This window comes from Mycobacterium sp. 1274761.0, from assembly GCF_001668615.1.
Taxonomy (GTDB): domain Bacteria; phylum Actinomycetota; class Actinomycetes; order Mycobacteriales; family Mycobacteriaceae; genus Mycobacterium.
In genome coordinates this window covers 128,493-152,236 of sequence record NZ_LZMC01000038.1, presented here as the reverse complement: position 1 = coordinate 152,236, position 23,744 = coordinate 128,493, and the positions used below count along the sequence as shown (strand labels likewise).

General features: G+C 67.1%; 25 protein-coding genes and 1 pseudogene. 13 read left to right on the top strand and 13 right to left on the bottom strand.

Annotated elements, in window-relative coordinates; genetic code table 11:
* Positions 1-20: 20 nt before the first annotated feature.
* Positions 21-602, bottom strand: a complete 582-nt coding sequence (locus A5651_RS06685; RefSeq protein ID WP_082943618.1) for a TetR/AcrR family transcriptional regulator — start codon at positions 600-602, stop codon at positions 21-23.
* 94 nt (positions 603-696) lie between these two features.
* On the opposite strand from A5651_RS06685, the gene A5651_RS06680 reads away from it, so the two are divergent.
* The gene (locus A5651_RS06680) at positions 697-1,533 is read left to right on the top strand and encodes a mycofactocin-coupled SDR family oxidoreductase (RefSeq protein ID WP_066977068.1); all 837 of its coding nucleotides are present in this window, start codon (positions 697-699) and stop codon (positions 1,531-1,533) included.
* Between the two features lie 8 nt (positions 1,534-1,541).
* Positions 1,542-2,747: a cytochrome P450 gene (locus A5651_RS06675; protein WP_066977064.1), complete on the top strand. Its 1,206-nt coding sequence runs from the start codon at positions 1,542-1,544 to the stop codon at positions 2,745-2,747.
* Between the two features lie 11 nt (positions 2,748-2,758).
* On the opposite strand, the gene A5651_RS06670 is transcribed toward A5651_RS06675, so the two are convergent.
* Positions 2,759-5,524 (bottom strand): AAA family ATPase, encoded by a 2,766-nt coding sequence (locus tag A5651_RS06670; protein WP_231988589.1) that lies wholly within the window; start codon positions 5,522-5,524, stop codon positions 2,759-2,761.
* A gap of 184 nt (positions 5,525-5,708) precedes the next feature.
* Between A5651_RS06670 and A5651_RS06665 the strand changes: the two genes are divergently transcribed.
* Complete coding sequence (locus A5651_RS06665) at positions 5,709-6,182, top strand: GtrA family protein (protein ID WP_066977058.1); 474 nt, start codon at positions 5,709-5,711, stop codon at positions 6,180-6,182.
* Between the two features lie 3 nt (positions 6,183-6,185).
* On the opposite strand, the gene A5651_RS06660 is transcribed toward A5651_RS06665, so the two are convergent.
* Positions 6,186-7,013 (bottom strand): acyl-CoA thioesterase domain-containing protein, encoded by an 828-nt coding sequence (locus A5651_RS06660; RefSeq protein WP_066977327.1) that lies wholly within the window; start codon positions 7,011-7,013, stop codon positions 6,186-6,188.
* Between the two features lie 195 nt (positions 7,014-7,208).
* On the opposite strand from A5651_RS06660, the gene A5651_RS06655 reads away from it, so the two are divergent.
* Positions 7,209-8,201 (top strand): TerC family protein, encoded by a 993-nt coding sequence (locus A5651_RS06655; protein WP_066977055.1) that lies wholly within the window; start codon positions 7,209-7,211, stop codon positions 8,199-8,201.
* Between the two features lie 165 nt (positions 8,202-8,366).
* On the opposite strand, the pseudogene A5651_RS25915 reads toward A5651_RS06655, so the two are convergent.
* Positions 8,367-8,510: pseudogene (locus tag A5651_RS25915) on the bottom strand (group 1 truncated hemoglobin); the annotation flags it as partial.
* Between the two features lie 179 nt (positions 8,511-8,689).
* On the opposite strand from A5651_RS25915, the gene A5651_RS06650 reads away from it, so the two are divergent.
* Positions 8,690-9,367: a TIGR02206 family membrane protein gene (locus tag A5651_RS06650; protein ID WP_066977051.1), complete on the top strand. Its 678-nt coding sequence runs from the start codon at positions 8,690-8,692 to the stop codon at positions 9,365-9,367.
* Position 9,368: 1 nt separating this feature from the next.
* Here A5651_RS06650 and A5651_RS06645 read toward each other — a convergent pair whose 3' ends face one another.
* A complete protein-coding gene (locus A5651_RS06645) occupies positions 9,369-11,531 on the bottom strand; it encodes an elongation factor G-like protein EF-G2 (RefSeq protein ID WP_066977047.1) in 2,163 nt (720 codons plus the stop codon).
* Between the two features lie 182 nt (positions 11,532-11,713).
* Here A5651_RS06645 and A5651_RS06640 point away from each other — a divergent pair, with 182 nt between their 5' ends.
* Positions 11,714-12,469, top strand: coding sequence for a L,D-transpeptidase family protein (locus tag A5651_RS06640; RefSeq protein ID WP_369803914.1), 756 nt, complete (start codon positions 11,714-11,716; stop codon positions 12,467-12,469).
* On the opposite strand, the gene A5651_RS06635 is transcribed toward A5651_RS06640, so the two are convergent.
* The 4 genes from A5651_RS06635 to A5651_RS06620 form a co-directional block, all read right to left on the bottom strand.
* A complete protein-coding gene (locus A5651_RS06635) occupies positions 12,453-12,872 on the bottom strand; it encodes a thioesterase family protein (RefSeq protein WP_066977042.1) in 420 nt (139 codons plus the stop codon). The two genes, A5651_RS06640 and A5651_RS06635, sit on opposite strands and share 17 nt — an antisense overlap.
* Before the next feature lie 84 nt (positions 12,873-12,956).
* Positions 12,957-13,256, bottom strand: coding sequence for a hypothetical protein (locus A5651_RS06630; protein WP_066977039.1), 300 nt, complete (start codon positions 13,254-13,256; stop codon positions 12,957-12,959).
* A gap of 190 nt (positions 13,257-13,446) precedes the next feature.
* Positions 13,447-14,790 (bottom strand): Hsp70 family protein, encoded by a 1,344-nt coding sequence (locus A5651_RS06625; RefSeq protein WP_082943617.1) that lies wholly within the window; start codon positions 14,788-14,790, stop codon positions 13,447-13,449.
* 45 nt (positions 14,791-14,835) lie between these two features.
* Positions 14,836-15,243, bottom strand: coding sequence for a TIGR03668 family PPOX class F420-dependent oxidoreductase (locus tag A5651_RS06620; protein WP_066977324.1), 408 nt, complete (start codon positions 15,241-15,243; stop codon positions 14,836-14,838).
* Positions 15,244-15,293: 50 nt separating this feature from the next.
* Between A5651_RS06620 and A5651_RS06615 the strand changes: the two genes are divergently transcribed.
* Positions 15,294-15,920 carry a TetR/AcrR family transcriptional regulator gene (locus A5651_RS06615; RefSeq protein ID WP_231988587.1) on the top strand — a complete coding sequence of 209 codons (627 nt, stop codon included), beginning with the start codon at positions 15,294-15,296 and terminating at the stop codon, positions 15,918-15,920.
* An 86-nt stretch (positions 15,921-16,006) separates the two neighbouring features.
* Positions 16,007-16,246 carry a hypothetical protein gene (locus A5651_RS06610; protein ID WP_066977033.1) on the top strand — a complete coding sequence of 80 codons (240 nt, stop codon included), beginning with the start codon at positions 16,007-16,009 and terminating at the stop codon, positions 16,244-16,246.
* Positions 16,247-16,255: 9 nt separating this feature from the next.
* Here the strand turns inward: A5651_RS06610 and A5651_RS06605 are convergent, their stop codons facing one another.
* The gene (locus A5651_RS06605; protein WP_066977030.1) at positions 16,256-16,789 is read right to left on the bottom strand and encodes a hypothetical protein; all 534 of its coding nucleotides are present in this window, start codon (positions 16,787-16,789) and stop codon (positions 16,256-16,258) included.
* Between the two features lie 127 nt (positions 16,790-16,916).
* Here A5651_RS06605 and A5651_RS06600 point away from each other — a divergent pair, with 127 nt between their 5' ends.
* The 4 genes from A5651_RS06600 to A5651_RS06585 are packed head-to-tail and all read left to right on the top strand — an operon-like array spanning position 16,917 to position 20,755.
* Positions 16,917-18,065 carry an ABC transporter substrate-binding protein gene (locus A5651_RS06600; RefSeq protein ID WP_066977027.1) on the top strand — a complete coding sequence of 383 codons (1,149 nt, stop codon included), beginning with the start codon at positions 16,917-16,919 and terminating at the stop codon, positions 18,063-18,065.
* A 1-nt stretch (position 18,066) separates the two neighbouring features.
* Positions 18,067-18,921 (top strand): ABC transporter permease subunit, encoded by an 855-nt coding sequence (locus A5651_RS06595; RefSeq protein WP_066977024.1) that lies wholly within the window; start codon positions 18,067-18,069, stop codon positions 18,919-18,921.
* Positions 18,918-19,718: an ABC transporter permease subunit gene (locus A5651_RS06590; RefSeq protein ID WP_082943616.1), complete on the top strand. Its 801-nt coding sequence runs from the start codon at positions 18,918-18,920 to the stop codon at positions 19,716-19,718. The genes A5651_RS06595 and A5651_RS06590 overlap by 4 nt, the downstream gene beginning before the upstream one ends.
* The gene (locus A5651_RS06585; RefSeq protein WP_066977018.1) at positions 19,715-20,755 is read left to right on the top strand and encodes an ABC transporter ATP-binding protein; all 1,041 of its coding nucleotides are present in this window, start codon (positions 19,715-19,717) and stop codon (positions 20,753-20,755) included. Before A5651_RS06590 ends, A5651_RS06585 begins: the two co-directional genes overlap by 4 nt.
* Here A5651_RS06585 and A5651_RS06580 read toward each other — a convergent pair.
* Positions 20,752-21,324 (bottom strand): orotate phosphoribosyltransferase, encoded by a 573-nt coding sequence (locus A5651_RS06580; RefSeq protein ID WP_066977014.1) that lies wholly within the window; start codon positions 21,322-21,324, stop codon positions 20,752-20,754. The genes A5651_RS06585 and A5651_RS06580 overlap by 4 nt on opposite strands.
* Positions 21,321-22,061 carry a HugZ family protein gene (locus A5651_RS06575; RefSeq protein ID WP_066977011.1) on the bottom strand — a complete coding sequence of 247 codons (741 nt, stop codon included), beginning with the start codon at positions 22,059-22,061 and terminating at the stop codon, positions 21,321-21,323. Before A5651_RS06575 ends, A5651_RS06580 begins: the two co-directional genes overlap by 4 nt.
* A 153-nt stretch (positions 22,062-22,214) precedes the next feature.
* On the opposite strand from A5651_RS06575, the gene A5651_RS06570 reads away from it, so the two are divergent.
* Positions 22,215-23,204 carry a hypothetical protein gene (locus tag A5651_RS06570; protein WP_197496562.1) on the top strand — a complete coding sequence of 330 codons (990 nt, stop codon included), beginning with the start codon at positions 22,215-22,217 and terminating at the stop codon, positions 23,202-23,204.
* An 8-nt stretch (positions 23,205-23,212) separates the two neighbouring features.
* Here A5651_RS06570 and A5651_RS06565 read toward each other — a convergent pair whose 3' ends face one another.
* Positions 23,213-23,602 (bottom strand): transcriptional regulator, encoded by a 390-nt coding sequence (locus A5651_RS06565; protein ID WP_066977318.1) that lies wholly within the window; start codon positions 23,600-23,602, stop codon positions 23,213-23,215.
* Positions 23,603-23,744: the final 142 nt, after the last annotated feature.

The following is a 23,744-nucleotide window of genomic DNA, read 5'->3' as shown; positions in this document are numbered from 1 at the left end:
ATCGTTATCGGCGTCGGCCCCTAATTCGGCGGCAATTCATACTTGTCGAGCAGCCGTTCTATGAAGGCGGTGGCCTCGTCATGGCCGCGGCTGATGCCGAGGCTGCGTTCGAGGACCAGGATTCGCGCCAGGCTGGTCACGATCATCGACATCACCACGGGCGGAAACTCCGCCATGTCGACACCGTGGGCGCGCAGCGCCAGCGTCACCGCGCTTTCCTCCAGTTCGCCGAAGCGCGACGCGTAGCCGATGATCTCGCTGCGGATCTCCTTGCGGTGGTTGGCCAGCGCCATGAACTCCATCAGCAGCCGCGCCCCGTGGGCGTTGTTCAGTTGCCACAACGCATGCAGCGGCCGCTCATCGGCCAGCGCCTCACGCTGCCGGTCGAGGTTGGTCTCTGCCCCTTCCCGCAGCACCGCCAAGAACAGGTCGTCCATGCTCGGGAAGTAGTAGTGCACGAGGGCGGGCCTGACCCCGGCCCTGGCGGCCACCCGCCGCGATGTCGCGGCGGCATAGCCTTCCTCGAGCATGACTTGGGCAGTCGCTTGAATCAGCGCCCGGCGGGCAGACGAGTTGCGGCCCGCCGATTTCGGGGCGCTCATCTGGGCCTTGACCAGGCGCCGCGGCGACTGCTAGACATGGCATCAGCATAAATGTTGGGCAGTCGCCCAACAAGTGCTCGGCGATTGAGGGACGATGTCGGGACGGGTAGAGGGCAAGGTCGCTTTCATCACCGGCGCCGCACGCGGCCAGGGCCGTAGCCACGCGGTGCGGCTGGCGCAGGAGGGTGCCGACATCATCGCGGTCGACATCTGCCGCGGGTTCGCCGATTCACCTGCGCCCCCGGCCACGCCGGAGGACCTCGCCGAAACCGCCGACATGGTGAAGAACCTCGACCGCCGGATCATCACCGCCGAGGTCGACGTCCGCGACTACGACGCGCTGAAGAGCGCGCTGGACAGCGGCGTCGAGCAATTGGGGCGACTTGACATCGTCATCGCCAACGCGGGCATCGGCACCACCGGTGTGAAGTTGCACAAGATGAGCGACGACAGCTGGGACGAGACGATCGACGTCAACCTCGGCGGGGTGTGGAAGACCATCAAGGCCGCAGTGCCGCACCTGCTGGCGGGCGGGCGTGGAGGGTCGGTGATCATCACCAGCTCCGTGGGCGGGCTGAAGGCCTATCCCCACGTCGGCCACTACATCACCGCCAAGCACGGCGTGGTGGGCCTGATGCGGACCTTCGCCGTCGAGCTGGGCCAGCACTCGATCCGGGTCAACACCGTCCATCCCACCCACGTGTCCAGCCCGCTGTTGATGAACGAGCCGACCTACCGGATGTTCCGGCCCGACCTGGTAAACCCGGGGCCTGACGACCTGGCACCGGTCTGCCAGTCGTTCCACTTCCTGCCGATTCCGTGGGTAGAGCCGGTCGACATCAGCAACGCGGTGTTGTTCCTGGCCTCGGACGAGGCGCGCTATATCACCGGCGTCACGCTGCCCGTGGACGCCGGCAGCCTGTTGAAGTAGGGAATCACATGACACAACCCGGGACGACGAGCACCGTTTACTACGACCCGTACGACGTCGATATCGCGGCCAACCCATGGCCCACATATGCGCGGCTGCGGGAGGAAGCACCGATCTACTACAACGAGCGCTACCGCTTCTGGGCGATCTCCCGGTTCAGCGATGTCGAGTCGGCGCTCTCGAACTGGGAGGCGTTCTCCAACTCCCGCAGCGACATCCTGGAGCTGGTCAATTCGGAATTCGACATGCCCGAGGGCGTGATGATGTTCGAGGATCCGCCCGTGCACACCATGCTGCGCGGGTTGATGGGTCGCGTGTTCACCCCCCGCCGGATGGCCGAGATCGAAGACCAGATCCGGCAATTCTGCGTCAATTGCCTTGACCCGCACGTCGGTTCGGACGGCTTCGACATCGTCGCCGAGCTTGCCGCGATGATGCCGATGCGCGTGATCGGCATGCTGCTCGGCATCCCCGAGTCCGATCAGGTCGCGGTTCGTGACGCCAACGACGCGAACCTGCGCACCAAGCCGGGCGCACCCATGAAGGTGGTCAACGCCGACAAGATCGCCGACGGCAGCATCTATGCCGACTACGTGGAGTGGCGCTCGAAGAACCCGTCGGATGACCTCATGACGGCGCTGCTGAACATGGAGTTCACCGACGAGGACGGCGTCACCCGAAAACTGCACCGCAAGGAGATCTTGCATTACGTGCAGGTGGTGGCGGGCGCGGGCAACGAGACCACCGGCAGGCTGATCGGCTGGTTGGCCAAGGTCCTCGCCGAGCATCCCGACCAGCGCCGCGCGGTCTATGAAGACCGTTCGCTGCTGACCCGCACCGTCGACGAAACGCTCCGCTACGAACCGACCGGGCCCCACGTCGCGCGCTACATGCTGAAAGACGTTGAGCTGTACGGCACCACGGTGCCCGCGGGCAGCGCCATGCTGCTGCTCTTCGGCGCGGCCAACCGCGATCCGCGTCGCTACACCGATCCCGACACGTTCAACATCCACCGGGACAGCATCAGCCACCTGACATTCGGCAAGGGTGTGCATTACTGCCTTGGTGCCAACCTCGCCCGGCTGGAGGGCCGGGTGGCGCTCGACGAGCTGTTGAACCGGTGGCCGGAGTGGGGAATCGACTACGACAGCGCGGTGCCCGCGCCGACGTCGACCGTGCGGGGGTGGGAACGGCTGCGCATCGTGCTGCCGTGATCCGCCGGGGGCTAGGACTCGGGTTGTCCCATCTGCCTGCCCAATTCGGCGCGCGAGTGGATACCCAGCTTGCGGTAGATGCGGGCCAGGTTCGACTCCACCGTCTTGGGGCTGATGAACAGCGCCGCGGCGACGTCGCGGTTGGTCATCCCGGAGGCGGCTAGTTCCGCCACGCGCTGCTCCGACGGGCTCAGGTTGGACATCCGTCGAGCGCCGACGTCGGCGCGTGCGAGCTCGGCGCGGGCCCGCTCGGCCCACAGCCGGGTGTCGAGGTCCTCGAAGGTCTTCAGCGCTTCGCGCAGAGTCGTTGCGGCTTGGTCTTTTTGGCGTTGCCTGCGCTGGAGTTGCCCGGCCAGCAGCAGGGTCCGCGCGCGTTCGAACGGCATCGGCAATCGGTCGTGTTCGACCAGGGCCTGTTCGACACAACGGGTCGCCGTCTCGACGTCGCCCCGCGCCGCCGACACCATCGCCCGGCAGCGCGCGGCGACGGCCTTCATCCAGGGGCGGTCGAGACGCTCACCGTTGCGCGCGAGCTGTGCGATCAACGGCTCGGCCTCGTCTAACCGACCCAGGTGAACTAGCGCTTCTGCGGCATCGGGCACGTAGGTGGCGTTGATGATCTCCGTCGAATCCGGCACGGCGTCGAGCATCGGCATCAGCGGCGCGACGGTGGACAGCACCGCCTCGTAGTTACCCAACGAAAGCTCAAGGAAGCCAAGAATTGTCACAGGCCACTCGCCGAGGCGGCGTGAACCGCACCGCTCGCTGGCCGCGATCGCATCGGCCACGTCGCGACGGACGGCCTCTTCGTCACCCGCGTAGGCGGCGACGGCGGCGCGCACGGTCAGCGAGACGGACAGCGGCAGGTCGCCGTTGAGCTGGTGGGCCCGCTCGACGCTGTCCTCGGCGATCAGATTGGCGTCGGCCATGGCGCCGCGCCAGATGTCGATCAACACCGAATGGAAGTCGATGAACGAGAGCTCGCCTTCCTCACCGCGATCAATGCATCGGCGGCGGATGTCGATCATCTCGCTGTGCGCCACCTCGAGGTCGCCGGTCCATGCCAGCATCAACGCTCGTTGGACTCTCGGACTGAATGCCGACGACACGTGGCCGTGCCGGTCCTCGAGCTCGACAGCACGCGCCAGGCTGCCTGCGTCGAGTCCGTCGCCGCGCATGAAGTGAAGAACCACCCGCATACCCAGGGCCTGGCTGAGGGCGTGCGGGTCCCCGAGCTCCGTCGCGCACACCACCGCCTCTTCGATGCGAGCCACGGCTGGCTCCATCCGACCGGAGTTGACCAACGCGAACGCCAACGACACCAGGATGGCGACCCGCTGAGCGAGTTCGTCGGCGACGTCGTCGAGTGCCTGCTCGAGAAGCACCGAGGCCTCGTCGAAACTGTCATTGAGCGAGGCGACGAGCGCGAGCAGCGTGTAGGCCTCGGCTCGCCGCGGGCCGGGCTCCAGCTCAGAGATGGTGTCTTGCAGAAGGCCCCGCGCCGTCGCGGGTTCGCCGGCGTCGAAATGGTGTGCCGCGGAGAGTATCCGGCGTTCAGGCGTGCCGCCGCCCAGCCCGATGGCCAGGTCGAGCAGCTCGGCCGCGGCCACCGGCGCGCCGCGGCTTCGCGCAATATCGGCGGCCTCGTCGAGCGACAGCAGGGTCTGCTCGTCCCCGTGGGTGGCCGCCATCGCCAGATGTCTGGCCTTCAGCTCGGGCTCGTCGACGATCTCGGCCAACCGGCGATGCATCGCCCGGCGTCGCGCCGGCGCCACATCTGTGTAGAAACCCTTGGCCAACAGCGGATGTGCGAACCGGAGGCGGTGGCCGTCGATCACGACGATGCCCTTCGCCTCGACCTCTTCGAGGTGCGCGACGACTTCGCGTTCGTTCATGTCCGTGGCACGCGACACCAATACCACGCTGGGCGCGGCGTGACAGGCCATGACAAGCAGCACGTCGCGCACCGACTCGTCAATGCTGCCGATGCGGGCGCGCACCAGCTCAGTGAGCGTCATCGGCAACGGCATCTCGGCGCTGCGTTGGTCGCCGTCCATCGCGCGTGCAAGCTCGATTGCGTAGAACGGATTACCCCCGGAAACCTCTTGTATCCGAACGATTGCGGGCCGCGACAGCGAGTGCCCGAGCCGCTGGGTGATGGCGGCGTTCAAACCGCCGAGGCTCAACGGGCGCAGCTGTATCCGGCGCACGCCGTCCGGCTCTGGCAGCTGCAGCCACGGGGCCGGCGCGCGGCCATCTTCGGGATCGGTTCTGGCGGTGCCGAATACACCGACACGGGTGGAGAGCCGACGGGCTGCGAACGCAATGACGTTGCGGCTCGAGGGATCCAGCCACTGCAGGTCGTCGATTGCCAGCAGCACGGGGGCCTGCTCGGCCAGCAGCTCGATGACCGACAGGAAGCCGGCGCCGACCGCGCGCTGGTCCGTGGACAGGTCCTCGGCCTCTGCCCGCAACAGCACCCGGTCGATCGCGAGCTGCTGCGGCGTCGGCAGGCCGGCTAGCACCGTCGCGTCGACTCCCGAAAGCAGGTCGGCCAGCGAGGCATACGCGAGAACGGACTCGGGCTCGGCAGGCCGGGCCGCCAACACCCGGAAGCCGCGGCTCTCGGCGGATTCGATGGTGGACAGACACAGGGTCGTCTTGCCGATGCCCGGCTCGCCCTCGGCGACCAGACCCGAGGGCTCCGACGCGGCGGCGGTGAGGAACGCCGCGACCGCTCGACCCTCTTCGGGTCGGGTGACAATGCGGCTGGGCACGCGCTCAAGTATCGCAACATCTTTTGCTGACCGCGCAGCAGACGTCGACATTGGCACCGTTATCCAGATAACGAAGGACCCGAGCGGTGTTGCCGAGCAGCAATTTTCGCCATCTTGTCGCGCCGCCGCCTGCTGTTGGCCGAGTGCTCATGTTCCGTAAACCTGTCTATGGCACCGTGTCCGCGTGCGGGTCGAGGCGCGGGCGAGCGCGCAGAGGTTCGCCGAGCGCTTCCACGCCTGGTGCGCAGCGGTGGTGGCTCGCCTGCCGTTCGGGCTGAATTCCGTTGTGGCGCCGACATTTCTAGGCTTCGCCATGATCAATGGGTGCACGTTCGCCGTGGATTTGGCGCTGCTGTCGGGGCTGCACGCCGGGCTCGGCGTGTCGCTGCCGCTGGCCGTCACGGTGGCCTACGCGTGTGCGTTCACGCTGGGCTACTACCTCAACCGCACCATGAACTTTCAGTCCCACGCCCCTGTCGGGCCGCAGTTCGCCGTCTATGTCGTTGTGGTGGCGGTGAACTACCTGGCGTTCATTCTCGGGGTGTCCAGCGCGCTGACCGCGCTCGGTGTGGACTTCCGCATGGCCCGCATCGTCGCGGGTGGCTGCGAAGCGGTCTACATGTACAGCGCGATGCGCTGGGTGGTCTTCCGCCGCTGACCGTCAGGACGGGCTGCGCGACGGAAATGGGTCGTTGCTGAAGTCGATCTGCGCTGCCGGGTTGGCCACGGCGGTCACCAACGCCGAGCCGAACGCGCCGATGCGATCGAACATCGTCGCGGTGCCGACCGAGATACCGTCGGCCGCCCAATGCGAGTCGGCCTGCACCCCCATCCACTCGTCGACGGGCAGGCGAGCCAGCGCGACGGTGAGGTCGCCGTTGATGTAGCCGACGCCCGCCGACCCCATGTTGGTCACCAGGCTTGCGCCCTCGGCCACCATCGCGCCGCGGACGAACGGGGTGTTGTCGTGACCCTCGACCGCGTCGATCATCCGGTTGATGAACCGCTTGCGGGCCGTGTGCTGATGCTCGGCGATGCCCCTGGTCCACCCGATCCCGTCGCTGCCCATGTAGGACGCACCGACTGAGCTCGTGGAGGTGCCCAGTTCCGGCGGCCAGGTGAACTCGGCGGACGCTGCCCACTCCTCGCCAGGAGGCGGCTGCGACCGGCGGTAGGCCACCATCGTGGCGCGCACCACCGCAACACCGTCTTGGAAGATCTCACACTCCGAATTGCGCACCCGGCGGCCGTCCCGGATGAGCCGCACCTGTGTGGTCGTCGGCACACCACGCGCGGCCTTGAAGAGGTCGACGGTCAGCCGGGCCGGCATGAACTCGTCGGAGCCGAACTTGCCCTCCAGCGCGTGCGCGGCGAGGCCGACCAGCGCCGGGCCGTTGAGATGGTCGGGTCCCCAGTGGCTCTGCGCATACTTCGTCGGGGTATAGCGGTCTTCGCCCGCCGGGAGGAAATGTGCAGGGCGCGCCGTCATCGAGGCATCGTCGCACAGGGGCACCCCGTAACCGGGGTGGGCACCACCCAGAGCCATCTGACAGACTGGACCGCGAGGGGAGTATTCCTTCGCCGCGGCGTCGTCATCACGTCGGCCATATTGGACGACCGGCTCCGCGGGCCGGCCCTACGGCGGAAGAGACCTCGGCCGCTTTGACGACCGGAGGCACCGTAGATGCACGTAACCCCACTCGAGTGGACGATCACCCTGGGCGTGACGATCGCCGTCCTGCTGTTCGATGTCGTGGTCATCGGCCGACGACCCCACGAACCGTCGAAGCGCGAGCTGGTGGCGGCACTGTCGATCTACGTCGGCCTGGCGGTGGCCTTCGGCATCTTTGTCTGGCAGTTCCACGGCAGCCAATTCGGTGTCGAGTTCTTCGCGGGCTGGCTCACCGAGTACAGCCTGTCGGTCGACAACCTGTTCATCTTCTTGATCATCATGGCCAGCTTCAACGTGCCCAAGAAGTATCAGCAGGAGGCGCTTCTGATCGGCATCATCATCGCGCTGATCTTCCGCGGCATCTTCATCGCGCTCGGGGCCGTCGCGATCAACCAGTTCTCCTGGGTGTTCTACATCTTCGGCGTTTTCTTGCTCTGGACGGCGGTCAACCTGGCGCGCGACCGCGACCATGACGACGACGGGGACAACGTCGTGGTGCGCTTCGCCCGCAGCCACCTGAGCTTCACCGACAAGTGGGAGGGGCTCAAGCTCTACGTCAAGGAGAATGGCAAACGGCTGATGACGCCGATGTTTTTGGTGATCATCGCGCTCGGCACCACCGATCTGATTTTCGCCCTCGATTCGATCCCTGCGATCTACGGGCTCACCCGGGAGCCGTATCTGGTGCTGACCGCCAACATTTTCGCGCTGATGGGTCTGCGTCAGCTCTACTTCCTGCTCGGTGACATGCTGAAGCGACTGGTCTACCTGTCGCAGGGGCTGGCGGTCATCCTCTTCTACATCGGCGTCAAGCTGATCCTGCACGCGCTGCACGAAAACGAGGTGCCGTTCATCAACGGCGGCGAGCACGTGCCGGTGCCGGAGATTCCGACGCTGCTGTCGCTCGGTTTCATCGTGGTCACCCTCGTCATCACCACGGCCGCCAGCCTCTACAAGACCCGCGTCAAGGACAACAACTCGACGGCCGACGTGAAGCAGAACTAGCGCGGGCGCTCCTCCACGATGTCGGAGCGATAGCGCTCGAAAAGGCTGAGGAACTCGGCGCGTTCGGCATCGGGAACCGCGTTCTTCACCAGCGCGGCATCGGCGTGCCATGTTGGCGGTCCACTCGGACTCCGAGATTCCCAGTCCAGCGTGGGAAGTCTTCATATCGCGGCCGATGTAGACACACGGCCCGCCGCTCAGCTGGCAGATCTGGTCCACCAGCAGCTGGCGGGCGCGGTTGTGCGAGTCGGTGCTGCGGCCCACGCCGAACCGGGCGAACGCCGGGTCAGCGCGTAAGGCGACGAACATGTCGTCGATCACGCGGGCGATGACGTCGTAGCCGCCCAGCCTGCGGTACAGGGTGTGCTCTGCTAGGGCCATGAAGAAACGCTAGCGCCGGCACGCAGTCTTCACACCAAGTCAGCCGATTGATTTAGCGTGGTGCGGATGGGTGAGTCGGTTTCCCCGGTTGCTGAGGTCGCGGCGCGCTGACGGACCGGGAGTTCACCGTTTACGGCCCGTCGCACTGGGCCGTCCTCGCGGTGTTCGCCGTCGGGGCCGTGCTGTTGGTAGCGGTCGGCCGCAGGCAGTCCGAAGCGCAGGCACGTATCTTCGGCCGCGTGCTCGGCGGCGTGACGGCGCTGATCTACGCCGCGGTGCTGGTCTACTCGCTGATCCCGCCGTCGCTCCAGTATTCGGTGCCGTTGCAACTCACCGACCTGGCGACCACCGTGGGCGCCTATGCGCTGTGGTCACAACGACATTGGGCGGCGGCACTGACCTATTACTGGGGCCTGGTGCTCAGCGTGCAGGCGCTGATCTCACCGGTGCTGAGGGGCCGGGACTTTCCCGACTACCGCTTCCTGGCGTTCTGGGCGATCCACCTGCTCGTGGTGTGGGCGGCGATCTACCTGACCTGGGGCCGCGGCTTTCGGCCGACGTGGGGCGACTACCGGTTCGTTCTGGTCGTCACGCTGGCGTGGGCCGCAATCACGATGGCGTTCAACGCAATTGCCCGATCCAACTACGGGTTCCTCAACCGCAAGCCCGGCACGCCCTCGCTGCTCGATCTGTTCGGTCCATGGCCGCTCTATGTGGCCGTCGCGGCCGCACTGGTCGCGACCGTGTGGGCGCTGATGACCTGGGCCTGGGAGCGTCGTTCGTGACCTAGACACCGGCCTTCACTTTGGCCGCCGCGTTCTCCGGCATCGGCTCATAGCGGACGAAGGTGCGGGTGAACGATCCCGCGCCGTGTGACAGCGAACGCAGGTCGATGGCATAGCGGGTCAATTCGACCTGCGGCACTTCGGCTTTCACCACGGTGCGGTCCTCGCCGACGTTCTCGGTGCCCAGCACTCTGGCGCGGCGGCTGGCCAGATCACCCATCACTGCGCCCACCAGATCGTCGGGCACCAGCACCGCCACCTCGTCGACGGGTTCGAGAAGGTTGATCCGCGTCGCGTGGGCGGCCTCGCGCAGCGCGAGCGCGCCGGCCATCTGGAACGCGAAGTCCGACGAGTCGACGCTGTGCGCCTTGCCGTCGAACAGGGTGACGCGGATGTCGACCACGGGATAGCCGGGGCCCACGCCCTTTTCCATCTGTGCCCGAACGCCTTTCTCCACGCTGGGGATGAACTGCCGCGGCACCGCGCCGCCGACGACCTTATCGACGAACTCGAAGCCCGCACCCTCGGGCAGCGGCTCCACCTCGATGTCGCAAACGGCGAACTGGCCGTGGCCTCCGGACTGCTTGACATGCCTGCCGTGGCCCTTGGCGGAGCCGGCGAACGTCTCCCGCAGCGGCACCCGCAGATCCACTTTGTCGACGCTGACGCCGAACCGGTTCGCCAGACCGTCGAGCACCACACCCGCGTGGGCCTCGCCCATGCACCACAGCACGATCTGGTGGGTCTCCGGGTTCTGCTCGATGCGAAGCGTCGGATCTTCGGCGGCCAGCCGTTGCAGACCCACCGACAACTTGTCGTCATCGGTCTTCGCGCGTGGCTGCACCGCGACCGGTAGCAGCGGCTCCGGCAGCGTCCATGGCTTCAACACCATCGGATCGGCCTTGTCCGACAACGTGTCCCCGGTTTCGGCGCGCGACAGCCTGCCGATCGCGCAGATGTCTCCGGCCACCACCGTCCCCGCGGGCCGCTGTTGCTTGCCGAGCGGGAACGACAGCGTGCCGATGCGCTCGTCCTCGTCATGGTCCTCGTGCGCGCTCGCCGAACCGTTCTGCGAAGCCGGGCCGAAGAACGACGAGAAATGGCCCGACACGTGAACCGTCGCGTCGGGTGTGATGGTGCCGGAGAAGACGCGGACCAGGCTGACCCTGCCGACGTATGGATCCGACGTCGTCTTGACCACCTCGGCCAACAGCGGACCCGACGGATCACAACTGAGCTTTCCGCGTGACTTGCCCTGCGGCGTGAAGACCTCGGGTAGCGGATGCTCGAGCGGCGACGGGAACCCGCTCGTCGCGATCTCGAGCAGCTCGAGCGTTCCGACACCGGTGCTGCTGCACACGGGGATCACCGGGAAGAACGAGCCGCGGGCGACGGCCTTCTCCAGGTCCTCGATCAGCACCTTCTCGTCGATCTCTTCGCCGCCGAGATAGCGCTCCATCAGCGTCTCGTCCTCGGATTCCTCGATGATGCCCTCGATCAGGGTGCCGCGGTGCTCCTCGAGCCGCGCCGCGGCGGATGCGTCGGGCTCCCTGGTGGTCCGCTTGCCGCCGGTGTACTCGTAGTGCGTCTGCGAGAGCAGCCCGACCAGGCCGCTGCACGGCGTGCCGGCAGGCAGATACAGCGGCAGCACCTTCTCACCGAACGTGCTCTGGGCGGCCGCCAGCGCGTTGTCGTAGCTGGCTCTGGCATGGTCGAGCTTGGTGATCACCACCGCGCGCGGCATGCCGACCTGCTGGCACTCCAGCCACAACGACTTGGTGAGTTCGTCGACGCCTTCGTTGGCCGCGATCACGAACAGCGCACAGTCGGCGGCGCGCAGACCGGCCCGCAGCTCCCCGACGAAGTCGACGTATCCGGGGGTGTCGATCAGGTTGACCTTGATGCCGCTGTGCGACAGCGGCGCCAGCGCCAGCCCTACGGAGCGTTGCTGGCCGATCTCGGCGTCGTCGAAGTCGCACACGGTCGTGCCGTCGACGACGGATCCCGGTCTGGACAACACCCCGGTTGCGGTCAGCAGGGCCTCGACGAGGGTGGTTTTGCCGCCACCCGATGGTCCTACGAGCACCACGTTTCGGATGGCGGCCGGACTGTCCGCGGTCGGGGCGGCTCCGGCGCCCTGGGAAGTATTCGCCTTGTCTGCCATGACGTGCCTTTCCAGCACCCGGGTCGCTTCGTCGGGCCCGTGATGCAGACCACAATTCTCCCAATCGTCACTGTCTGCAAGACCCCATCCGACGTGGAACAACGGGTCCTCGGCGGCTGTTGGGCAGTGTTGTCACTACAATCGACTTTGCTGGTCGGGATGTCGGTGAAGGGATAGAAGCGTTGCGTAGAGCTGTTCGATACATACTCGTCGTGGTGGGCGCTACGGCTGTCGCCATGGTGGGTTCGGCTCCCGCCGGCCTGGCCGCGGTGCCCGGTCCGGCCTCGGGCCCCGTCGTCACCTCGGTTTCACCAGGCTCTGGAGAGGTCGTCGGCGTCGCCGCACCGATCGAGGTGACCTTCGCAGAACCGGTCACCAATCGCGCGCGTGCCGAGCAGTCCATCGACATCACCTCGAAGAGCACCCCGACAGGGAAGTTCACCTGGCTGAGCAACGACACCGTGCAGTTCACACCCAATCAGTTCTGGCCCGCGCACTCGCCGATCTCGGTCACCGCGGGGGGATTCTCGACGAGCTTCGAGACCGGCTCCAAGGTCGTGGGCATCGCCGACATCGACGCCCATACGTTCACCGTCAAGATCGACGATCAGGTGGTCAAGGAGATGCCCGCGTCGATGGGCAAGCCCAAGCACCCGACGCCGGTCGGCTCGTTCACCGCGTTGGCGAAGGAGAAGTCGGTGGTCATGGATTCCCGCACCATCGGGATCCCGCTGAGTGACCCGGAGGGCTACAAGCTCACCGTCGCCGACGCTGTGCGCATCACCAACGGCGGCGTCTACGTGCACAGCGCGCCCTGGTCGGTCGGCTCGCAGGGGTATGCGAATGTCAGCCACGGCTGCATCAACCTCAGCCCGTCCAACGCCGCCTGGTACTTCGACACGGTGCGCGTCGGCGATCCCGTCATCGTGCAGGCCTAGACAAGGCGCGGCGCAACGCTTCGGGGACGCTGCGCTTGGTCCAGTCGTCGGTCGACACCACGACGTAGACGTTTCTGCCGCGCACCGCGACCAGTTCCTCGGAGCCGTCGCGGCGGCGCAGCACCGAGAAGCCGATCCTGAAGCTTGTCGTGCCAACGTGTTCGCACGCCACCGCTACGCGCACCGAGTCGCGCCACCGCACCGGTGCGGCATAGTCAATCTCGGTGTGCACCAACTGCATATCGAGGCCGGCCGACATCAGATCCGGATAGCTGGTACCGAGGTGGTCGAGATAGCCGGTCACCGCTTCGTCGAACCAGGTCAGGTAGTGGGCGTTGAAGACCACGCTCTGCTGATCGATTTCGGCGAACCTCGGCACGATCGGCAGCGAGTATTCGGTCACGGCTCCATCATCGCCACGATCGTTGTGGAGACGAAGAAGGGGCACCCCCCGGGAATGGGGGTGCCCCTTTTCTGCTCGCGGGCGCTACCTGACGTCGACGTACACCGTCTTGTTGGTGACGGTGGTGCCGAAGTCGTCTCCGGGGTTGCCGGAATCGGTCCGCGAGTAGGTTTGGCCGGGTCGCACAGCCACGACGGTCGCCCGGTCCAGCGGGGTTCCGCCGAGGCGATTGACGATGACGTTGTAGCCGTCGGCCTTCAGCCCGTCGATGGTCTCCTGCGCATTGCCAGGGCCGGTCGGCGCGGCGACGACGGGCGCGGCAAGCCCCAGGACCGCCGCGGTCAATCCGCCTGCGACAAGACTGGCAAATCCGAACTTCTTCATCTTTGACGCCTTCTTCTCTTCTGTTGTGCGGCCGGACAAAGCTGCTATTGCTCGGCCTGATCGAATCAACTGCCAGATCAGCACCATTAATTCCGGTGGCAGAAATTGATCGCCGGATTGGCAGAATCCGATTGTTCGGGCGCCCGAAGACGGTGGCAGGGCACGTGTTTCGTGCTTGCAGGCGAACGATCTAGGGTAAGACCTTATTCCCGGGTATCGCAGGCTCTTGCGAGACCGTCACTGTCGCCGTTGCCGTCCCCGACATCGCGGTTGCGTCATTGCGAATGGCCATGACGGCGCCTGCGCCGATGAGCACCATCGCGGCGAACACCACCGCCGAGACAAGCACGGACCGGTACCGCGCGACGGGCGCAGGCGCGGGCCGAGCAGCAGAAGGCGAGGCTTGGAAATCGATCCTGGGCCGGGCAGCGCCTGCGTTGGCGCGCACATCGAATCGCTGTGGCGGCGGGGCGATTTCAGGTACGGCATCCACGGCCGACCAGGCCAGTGCACGCAACGTCGCCGATTGCGCGGGCGCGACGGCGGTGACGCTGTCGGACCGTCGGACGGATCGCAGGGCGGCGCCGTGCGCGGCGGTCAGCTCCGGACGCGGCGTGCTGATGACGGGCACGCGCAGCCGCTCCGACAGCGAGGTGGTGACGGCCGCGATGTTGGCACCTCCGCCGACGGTGGCGACCGCCGCCAGATCGGCGGGTCCAATTCCATTGCGGAACAGCTGCTCTCGCAGTGAATCGACAACCGCTGCGAGCGGACGGCGGATTTCGCCATCGAGCTCTGCCCGGGTGAGTCGGACTTCGCCGCGGAACCCGGCGACGTCGGCGAACAGGGTGGTGACCGCGACGCGGGACAGGCGCTCCTTGGCGGCGCGGCATTCCTTCCGGAGCCGCTGCAGAGTTCCGATCGCGGTGGTTCCCGCCGCATCTGCGCCGCCCCGCAGGCCGAGGTCGGCGAGCACGTGCGTCAGCACCGCCCGGTCGATGAGGTCACCCGAGAAGTCGGTGTAGCGCACCGTCGCCCCAATGGGCCGGTAGCCGTCCGCGGCGTCGGCCAGCGTGACGCTGGTGCCAGTCCCGCCGAAGTCGCACAGCGCGACGATGCCCCGCGTCGGCAGACCCGGGTCGGCCTGCAAAGCGGTGACGGCGGCCGCGGCGTCGGGTATCAGCGTCATGCGTGCCGACCATTCGGGTCGCCGGAGCAGTTCGCGGCGCAGCGCCTCGACCGCGATCGCCCTCCAGTGGGCGGGATACGCGACGCCGGGAGGCACCGTCGGGCGCCGTCCGCCGGCGGCGGCATACGCCATGGCCCGCAACGCTGCAGCGACCAGCGCCTCGGCCCGGTGAAACGAGCCGTCGGCGGCCATGACACCGACCGGGTCGGCGCAGCGGTCCACGAAATCGGTGACGACGAGTCCGCGGTGCAGGGCGAGAACCGGCGCACGCGTGACGGCCGCGAACCCCGGCACCACCGCGGCAAGCGTTGAGGCACCGACCGAAACCCCTACACGTTGAGTCATGTCACGACGTATATCGCCGTCGCAACCGACGCCATTACCGCAAGCTCAGGTCTGCCATCCGGACCAGCGACTGACCGTGATTGCGATCACCGGTCCGTCTAGTGCAACTCGCTGGTACTGCGGGTACTTGCGACGCAACGCAAAGTACCCGTTGGCCATTTCCTCACCGCTGTAGTGGATTTGGGCGGTACCGTCGGCGCGCACCCACCACAGCTGCGACCAGTCGTTGTCGTAGTGGTCGACAAGCAGGCTGACGGCGGGATTGGCTTCGATGTTCACCATCCGGCGCAGTCGGTGGGTGGACTTCCGTTTCGCGTCGACCGCGGTGTAGATGGTGTGCTTGTCGACGGCGAACACGACAGGCACGACGTGGGGCACGCCGTCGGCACCCGCGGTCGCGAGTTGAGCGACCGGCGACGAGGCGAACCTCTCCCTCGCGTCGAAGTCCGACATGCTGACCTTCTCCAGTTGCGGTACCGCCGGAATAGTCAATAGTAAAGATTGTGAACGGCCGGTTCATTGTCGACGAAAAACCGGCGGAGACGCCTGCGCGAAACCGCCCTGGCCGGCCCCGCAGCGAGGCGTCGCGAGCGGCGGTGCTGCGCGCCACCTCGCAGCTGCTGCGTGACGTGGGGCTGCGGGCGATGACCACCGAGCAGATCGCCGGCCGCAGCGGAGCCAGCAAGGCCACGATCTACAAGTGGTGGCCCAACAAATACGCCGTGGCCATCGAGGCTTTTCTGACCGAGATGATGGCCGAGTCACACGACCCCGACACCGGATCCGCCCGCGACGACCTGGCCACCGTGATGCACGGCCTGCTGCGCTTTTACACCGGCCCGAGCGGGCGCGTCTTCGCCCAACTCGTCGGTGAGGCGCAGGCCGACCCGGCGATCCTTCAGGAACTGCGCATCCACCTGGTCGACTCGCGCCGCGAACTGTTCCGCACGATCTGGGATCGCGGCGTCGATAGGGGGGAGTTTCGCGGCGACCTCGACTCCGATGCGGTCATCGACCTGCTGATCGGCCCCGCGCTGTACCGGCTCCTGGTCGGCCACGCCCCACTCACCGGCCGCGAGGCCGACACGTTGGTCGACGCCACGCTCCGCGTCCTCGCCGAACGTGAGTGAGATCACCGCGGTCCCGCGGCATCGGTCCGCGCCTTCTCCGAGTTGAAACTAAACGTTCAGTTTAGATTTTGGAGAGGACGGGTCTCATGAGACTGCGTCATATATCGGGTCTGCTCGCGGCCGGCGCCGCCGCAGCGGCCATCGTCGCCGCACCAGCGGCTGCCGCCGCACCGCTCGGGCCAAGTTGCACCTACGTCGGTGCCCAGACCACGCAATGCCAATCGCCGGGCAACGTGCAGATCAACAGCGACCAACCGGTCACCTACCCATACCCGTATCCCTTCTTCGGCGGCGAGTTGCTATTCCACCACGGCGGGCACCACTAAGAGCGTCGATCACCGGGGTCGACGCGGCTGGGGAGCCACGCTGATCGGCGACCTCGTCACCGGCGACCGCGTGACACCGATCTTCGGTTCGTTCGTCGGGCGGGCCCGGACCGTCGGACGGACCACCGCGGGCGCCTCTGACACTGGCGCGGCCTCTGATGGTGGCGGCGGCGCAGGAGGCGGTGGCGGCGGCGCAAGAGGCGGTGGCGGCGCGGGCTCGCTCGTCGCGGTCGCCAGCGGTGTGGTGGTGACCCCTGTCGTTCCCGGCGCCGGGCGCTGATCGACCGGCGAACCCCGAAACACCAGCAGCACAACCGAAACCACGATGGCCGACGCCGCGGCGCCGCTGACGATCAGTAGGGTGCGGGGCCGTGGCCATCGATACCACGGCGTCGGGGCCACCGGCGTGAAAACCGTGTCCCAGGTGCTCTCGTCGAACGCATCGAACCCGCCGGCCTGTTGCGTCTGCTCCCTCAGCAGATAGTCGAAGTCGGCCTCCTCTCCAGGGAAGTCGACACCCCGCGGGGCCCCCTTCTCCGCCACTATGTGATGCTAACGCCACTACCTGGGGAAATGGGCGGTCAACGCTGAAAGATGGACTCGCGGTAGGGTTCCATCGCCCCGGATTTCAGGGCCACGTTGGTCTACGTGCCCATCGGAAGGTTCGCCCATGCACCCGTTCATCACGACGTCGCGTCTGCTCGGCGTCACCGCGATCACCGCGTCGGCCCTGCTCATCGGCGGACTGACAGCGTGCGCGCCGCCAGAGAAGAAAAGCCAGGGCGAACAGACTCAGTCGGGCGTCAACGCCCGCGAGGCGACCTCGGCCGAAGACTTCGGCGGCATGGACGGCCTGGTCGAGGCCGCGAAGAAGGAGGGTCAGCTGAACGCCATTGCGCTGGCGCCCGACTGGGCCAACTACGGCGCGATCATCAAGGCGTTCAGCGACAAGTACGGCATCAAGGTGAACTCTGCGCAGCCCGACGCCGCCAGCCAGGATGAGATCAACGCCGCAAACCAACAGAAGGGCAAGAGCACCGCGCCCGACGTCTTCGATCTGGGCCAGGCCGTCGCGCTGGCCAACACGTTGATGTTCGCGCCGTACAAGGTCGCGACCTTCAACCAGATTCCCGCCGCATACAGCGACCCGGACGGCAAGTGGGTCAACGACTACGGCGGCTACATGTCGATCGGCTTCGACTCCGCTAAGGTGCCGCCGGTCGCCGACGTCAACGATTTGTTGAAGCCCGAATACAGCGGCAAGGTCGCCCTCAACGGCGACCCCACGCAGGCCGGCGCCGCGTTCTCCGGGGTCGTGATGGTCGCGCTGTCGCAGGGCGGATCGGTCGACGACATCGCGCCCGGCGTGGAATTCTTCCGAAAGCTCAAGGCGGCAGGCAACTTCCTGCCGGTCGACCCCACACCCGCGACGATCGAGTCAGGTCAGACGCCGGTCGTCATCGACTGGAACTATCTCAACGCCACCGAAACCGCGAAGCTGCCCAGCTGGCAGGTCTTCGTGCCGTCCAACGCGGTGGTGGCCGGCTACTACTACCAGGCGATCAACAAGGATGCGCCGCATCCGGCCGCCGCGCGGCTGTGGCAGGAGTTCCTGTACAGCGACGAAGGGCAGAACCTCTACGCCGCCGGCGGGGTACGGCCGGTGCGCGCCGACCAGATGGTGCAGGCGGGCACCATCAATAAGGAAGCGGTGGCCAAGATTCCGGTCGTCGACGGCCCGGTCAACGTGCCGACACCGGCCCAGACCGAGAAAGCCACCAAGTACCTGACGGACAACTGGGCCAAAGCCATCGGCTGACATGCCGACACGATTGCGCTTGGTTCGAGACTCGCTGCCGCTATTGCCATTTGTCGCGCTGGTGACGATCTTCTTGATCATCCCGACCGCGACCGTGGTTGTCAGCGCCTTCTTCGTCGACGGCGCGTTCTCTGCGACCCGGGTGGCGGCACTGTTCTCTCCCACCGCATTGTCCGCGCTGGGCAAGAGCGTGCTGCTGTCGGCGAGCACCGCGATCATCGGGGCGGTTCTGGGTGCCGTGCTGGCGTGGCTGGTCGTCAGCAGCCCGCCGGAGTCTGTGCTCCGCCGGGCCGTCATCTCGTTGTGCAGCGTCCTTGCTCAATTCGGCGGTGTGGCGCTGGCTTTCGCGTTCCTGGCGACCGTCGGCCTCAACGGTGTGCTGACGTTATGGGTCCAGCAGCACTTCGGGTGGAACCTCGCGGGCTCCGGGTGGCTCTACAGTCTGGGAGGCTTGATTCTCGTCTACACGTACTTCCAGATACCGCTCATGGTGATCGTCTTCGTGCCCGCGCTGGAGGGGCTCCGCGAGCAGTGGCGCGAGGCGGCGGTTAGCCTCGGCGCGTCGACGTTCCAATACTGGCGCCAGATCGCGGTGCCGCTGCTGTCACCGGCCTTTTTTGGATCCGTTCTTTTGTTGTTCGCCAACGCTTTTGCTGCCTATGCCACTGCGGCGGCGCTGGTCAGCCAGGGCAGCCCGATCGTGCCGCTGCTGATCCGCGCGGCGCTGACAAGTGAAGTGGTGCTGGGCCAGTCCGGCTTCGCGTATGCGCTTGCGCTGGAGACGATCGTCATCGTGGCCGTGGTGATGGTGGCCTACAACATGCTGGTGCGCCGGACGGCGAGGTGGCTGCAGTGAAGCGAACGACCCTGCACGGCAGACTATTACGTGTCCTGTTGTGGCTTGCCTTCGGCCTGTTCTTCCTGTTTCCGCTGTACGCGATGGCCGACTTCTCCACCCGCAACCTGATCGCCGGCGGCCGCACCGGGCGCGCCTGGCAGAACCTGGTGTCCGACGACGCGCTGTACCAGGCCATCGTGATCTCATTGCTGCTGGCTGTTTTCACGGCGCTGCTCATGCTGGTCATACTTGTGCCGACGATGATCTGGGTCAGGCTGCGAGCACCATGGGCCAAGCGAATCGTGGAATTCCTCTGCCTGCTTCCGCTCACAATTCCGGCGTTGGTGATCGTCGTCGGGCTGCGCAACGTCTACCTGTGGGTGACCTACTTCCTCGGCGAGTCGGCGCTGACGCTGACGTTCGTCTACGTCGTGCTGGTGCTTCCGTTCGCATACCGCGCCTTGGATGCGGCGCTGTCGGCGATCGACCTGAAGACGCTGTCGGAGGCGGCCCGCTCGCTCGGCGCCGGTTGGTCGATGACCATCACCCGGGTCCTGGTGCCCAACATCTGGTCGGGGATTCTCTCGGCGGCATTCATCTCGATCGCGGTGGTGTTAGGGGAGTACACAATTGCCTCGCTGTCCGGCTACGAGACGCTGCCGGTGCAGATCGTGCTGATCGGCAAGACCGATGGCCCGACTTCGGTGGCGGCGTCGCTGGCGACGTTGGTGTTCGGATTCGTGCTATTGCTCGTTCTCGCAGTGGTGACCCGCGGCAGACGCCGCGCCGGCGAGGCGGCAGGAATTCCACTGTGACAAACGGGGTTTCGGTCGAGCTCAACGAGCTGACGCGGGTCTATGGTCCGGTCAAGGCGCTTGACGGATTCACATTGCGCATCGAACCGGGCGAACTCGTCGCGCTGCTCGGCCCGTCCGGCTGCGGCAAGACGACTGCGCTGCGCATCCTCGCCGGCCTCGACGAGGCTACGTCGGGCAGCGTCTCCGTTGACGGCAAGAATCTGACCAACGTGCCCGCCAACAAACGCGATATGGGCATGGTCTTTCAGGCCTACAGCCTTTTTCCTCATCTGACGGTGCTCGACAACGTCGCATTCGGTCTGAAGATGCGCCGTAAAAGCATGGGGCAGCGGCGCTCTCGCACCGAAGAGATGCTCGAGCTGGTCGGGCTGACGGCGCATAGGGACAAGTACGCCAGCGAGTTGTCCGGCGGGCAGCAGCAGCGGGTCGCGCTGGCGCGGGCGCTGGCGATCCAGCCACGGGTGCTGTTGCTCGACGAACCGCTCTCGGCGCTCGACGCGAAGGTGCGGGTGCAACTGCGCGACGAGATCCGCCGCGTGCAGCTCGAGGTCGGAACGACGACGTTGTTCGTCACGCACGACCAGGAGGAGGCGCTCGCCGTCGCCGACCGGGTCGGGGTGATGAACCAGGGCAGGCTCGAGCAGCTCGCCGCGCCCGCCGAGCTCTACGCCCACCCGGCAACGCCGTTCGTCGCAGACTTCGTCGGGCTGAACAACAAAGTGCCCGCGGAGGTTTCGGACGGCCGCGCGCTGCTACTCGGCACGTCGGTGCCGGTCCTGGCCGGCTCGATCACCTCGGGTGCCGGCCTGGCGATGGTACGGCCCGAGTCGCTGACGGTCAGCGCTGACCCGGCGGGCGGCGCGTGGGTGACGTCGGTGGCGTTCCTCGGGGCCATCTCGCGGGTGTACTGCACACTGGCCGACGGCACCGTCGTCGCCGCCCAGACGTCGAGCTCGGCCGCGCGCGCCTTCGCGCCCGGCGACCGGGTGGCCGTCGGCGTCGAACAGGCCGGCGTGCTGGTGGTCGGGCCCTAGACGGGCTTGATGGGCTCGATGCCGAGGTCGCGGTAAGTGACCAGCGCGACGAACGGCACATTGCGCTCGGCGAACAGCTTGGCGGCCACGTCGCCGCGGTCCACCATCGGGATCACGCCCGTCACGACGACGCCCAGCGGGGCGATCCGGTCGAACGCCAAAGCCGTTGAGCCGCCGGTGCTGATGACGTCGTCGACCAACAGCACCCGGGTGCCCGGCTGCAGCCGCGTGCCCTCGACCCACTGCTCGCGGCCACGCTGCTTCTGCTCCTTGCGTACCGAGAACCACGCCTTGCCGGTGACCATGGCGACGCCGTGGGCCAACGGGTCGGCACCCATGGTGAGCCCGCCGACGGCGTCGAACTCGATACCGTTGGCGGTCGCCAGCTCGGCGACGGCACGGCTGACCACCGCCAGCCGTTCGCCGGTGTCGACGGCGTACTTGCCGTCGATGTAGTCATGGCTGAGTTGCCCGCTGGCGAGCCGGAACGGCTCGTCGCGACGTTCATGGCCGCGGGTACGGATCAGCTCGAATGCGGCCTGCCACAGCTCAGAGCGTGCGCTAGTCACCCGGTGATCCTAGCGCGGTCGGCCAATTCGGTTGTGGCCGAGCGTAAATCGTCCGTCGATTCGATGGGCGCAGCGTATGCGACCCGGGCGTAGGAGGTTCCGCGTGGTGTCTGCACTGCCAGGTCGAGGCCGTATCGGTCGGCACCCGTGCAGGTCGCCGCGGTGGCGTCGGGCACACCGCCGAGGGTGCGGGCCATCACGTACAGCGACTCGGCGTGGTCGCCATTCAGGTGGGCGATCGCGCGAGCCGCATGGAGCGCGACCGGGTCGGGCCGCGCAGCCGCGTACGCCTCACCCGTCGCCACGTCCATCCGGCCGTACCCGCCGTACCAGCGCACCCGTCGCACGCGCAGCACCCACAGCGTGAAGTCCGCGAAGTCGATGTACTCGGCGGCGCCGGGCACCGCGTGCAGGTGTGCCTCGCGGGCAGCGGCCAATGCGTCGCCCGCGGGACGTTCCGCCATCCCGGCCAGCGTCACCCTGGCCCACGCCTGCGGGTCCGAAATGGCGCTGGCCACCACGATCGAGATGCTCGCCCGCGGATCGGCCACCAGGTTCCGGCCATGTTCGGCCAGGCTCGACACGCACAACACCGGCTCACCGCCCAGCAGCCCATAGGTGACGAACGACGCCCACGGTTCTCCGGTTGCGGTGAGCGTCGCCAGCGTGCCCGCGTTGCTGGACGCGGCGAGGGTGCGTGCCGCTTCGGCCGCCGACAGCCTGTCGCCCGATGCCACGTCGGCACAATACGCCGGCCGCGAGGTAGGGAGTTATGGCCTTTGCCAGCAATCAAGGATTCCACCGACGAATGGCGCCGGATATGCGAGAATCGGCCCACGGCAATGGCCTAGTCAGCACTGGTTTCATGGGGATCGAGGGTGCGCATGGGGGTGTCGGCTCTCCGCGTTGCGGCCTGTGCCGGTGTGCTCGCGGGGACCCTCATGCTCGGATATAGCACCGCCGGCATCGCCTTCGCCGAACCGGAGGTCACCAGTCCGACCGTCGGCGACCAGCAAGACAGCAAACCCGGTGACAACGAAGCTGTGGCGCAGATCAGGCTGAACGGCGACGGCGCCGGCGGACAACTACAGGGTGAAGGCACCAAGGATCCGGAAGGGGCCAAGGATGCCGGCGGCACAGCGGGTGGCTCCGGCGGCAACACGGTCGTGCGCGTCGACCCCGAACCGCGGAACAAGCCCACCACGTCCGGCACGCACAAGTTCCCCTTCTACGTTCTTGATATCCGGCGCGACGGCGGCGAATGGTGGAGCGCGAACCAGATCATCTCCCGCACCCAGCAGGTGTTCAGTCCATTCCTGGCCGCACCGACCCCACCGCAACCCGAGCCCGTGCCGGGGCCCGCATTCCGCAGTGGCGGCGCGCCGGAGCCTGAGCCCGTCCTCGACGCCTCAGGCGGAGTCGTCCCCGGCGGAGGCGGCAGCGGCTACCACGGCAATGGTTTCGGTCCCGCGCAGGTGCTGTCGGCGCCGGTTGTCGTGGCGCCCGTCGCGCCGCCGTCCGCCGCGCGGTTCCCCGCTTTCCCGCCCATCGCGCCTCCCGTGCCGGGCATCGGCTCGGGTGCTGCACGCGGCCTCGAACTCGCCCCGAGCGCGCAGGGTGGCCGCACTACCGCAGCGCAGGGACAGACGCCGCCGAACGACAGCACGGTCAGGGCGCTGACCGCCCAGACGGCCCAGACACCGCGGCAGGGCTACACCGATTACCTGCGCAGCCCGACGCTGACCCAGTTGACCGGCGCGGCACTGCCGGGTGTTGCCGCGATCCTGCTGATGACCTTCGGTGGCGGCGTCATCGGTTATCGGCAGGCCGAGGCGGGCCGGATGATCCGCGTCACCGGCGCGGCCCGGTATCTGCCCTAGTTCGGGCGTCAGCCGCCCAACGCGGCGATGAGGTCCTTGATGCGCGCCGCCTCGTCGTCGAGCACCGACTGCTCGGTCTCGACGGCCTCGATCAGCGCCGCACGCAGGCCGACGCCGTTGGCTGCCTCCGCGGTGGTCAGCTTGGCCCGCCCGCGAGCGGTGTAGAGGCGCTGCCCGTGGGTGGCGCCGGGGCCGTTGGCGGCGGTCGCCATCAGCTCGTCGTATTGGTTGCGGACACCGCTGAGCGCGACGATCACCGACGGGGTGGCGCGGCTGCGGGCGGCGGCGTCGGTGAGTGAATCCTGAAGTTTGCGTAGGCCGGCCAGGATCACGCCCGCCCGATCGGGGAACTCCGGGTCGCTGGGATCGGGGAGTGCCTCGATCGCGGCGGCATACATGTGCATCGCCGCATCGGACAAACCAACGATTACAGGGGCTTCGCCGTCGTTCGGCTCTGACACGGCCACTCGATTCGTCAAGGGACGGGGAAGGCCGATGCCGCCGGTGTGGGGCGATGGCCTCGGAAAGGCAGCGGAAACG

Excerpts from the sequence above, each read along its gene's own strand:
- A5651_RS06685 (WP_082943618.1), bottom strand. The coding sequence starts at position 602 with ATGAGCGCCCCGAAATCGGCGGGCCGCAACTCGTCTGCCCGCCGGGCG.
- A5651_RS06680 (WP_066977068.1), top strand. The coding sequence starts at position 697 with ATGTCGGGACGGGTAGAGGGCAAGGTCGCTTTCATCACCGGCGCCGCA.
- A5651_RS06675 (WP_066977064.1), top strand. The coding sequence starts at position 1,542 with ATGACACAACCCGGGACGACGAGCACCGTTTACTACGACCCGTACGAC.
- A5651_RS06660 (WP_066977327.1), bottom strand. The coding sequence starts at position 7,013 with ATGACGGCGCGCCCTGCACATTTCCTCCCGGCGGGCGAAGACCGCTAT.
- A5651_RS06655 (WP_066977055.1), top strand. The coding sequence starts at position 7,209 with ATGCACGTAACCCCACTCGAGTGGACGATCACCCTGGGCGTGACGATC.
- A5651_RS06645 (WP_066977047.1), bottom strand. The coding sequence starts at position 11,531 with ATGGCAGACAAGGCGAATACTTCCCAGGGCGCCGGAGCCGCCCCGACC.
- A5651_RS06630 (WP_066977039.1), bottom strand. The coding sequence starts at position 13,256 with ATGAAGAAGTTCGGATTTGCCAGTCTTGTCGCAGGCGGATTGACCGCG.
- A5651_RS06625 (WP_082943617.1), bottom strand. The coding sequence starts at position 14,790 with ATGACTCAACGTGTAGGGGTTTCGGTCGGTGCCTCAACGCTTGCCGCG.
- A5651_RS06620 (WP_066977324.1), bottom strand. The coding sequence starts at position 15,243 with ATGTCGGACTTCGACGCGAGGGAGAGGTTCGCCTCGTCGCCGGTCGCT.
- A5651_RS06610 (WP_066977033.1), top strand. The coding sequence starts at position 16,007 with ATGAGACTGCGTCATATATCGGGTCTGCTCGCGGCCGGCGCCGCCGCA.
- A5651_RS06600 (WP_066977027.1), top strand. The coding sequence starts at position 16,917 with ATGCACCCGTTCATCACGACGTCGCGTCTGCTCGGCGTCACCGCGATC.
- A5651_RS06595 (WP_066977024.1), top strand. The coding sequence starts at position 18,067 with ATGCCGACACGATTGCGCTTGGTTCGAGACTCGCTGCCGCTATTGCCA.
- A5651_RS06565 (WP_066977318.1), bottom strand. The coding sequence starts at position 23,602 with ATGTATGCCGCCGCGATCGAGGCACTCCCCGATCCCAGCGACCCGGAG.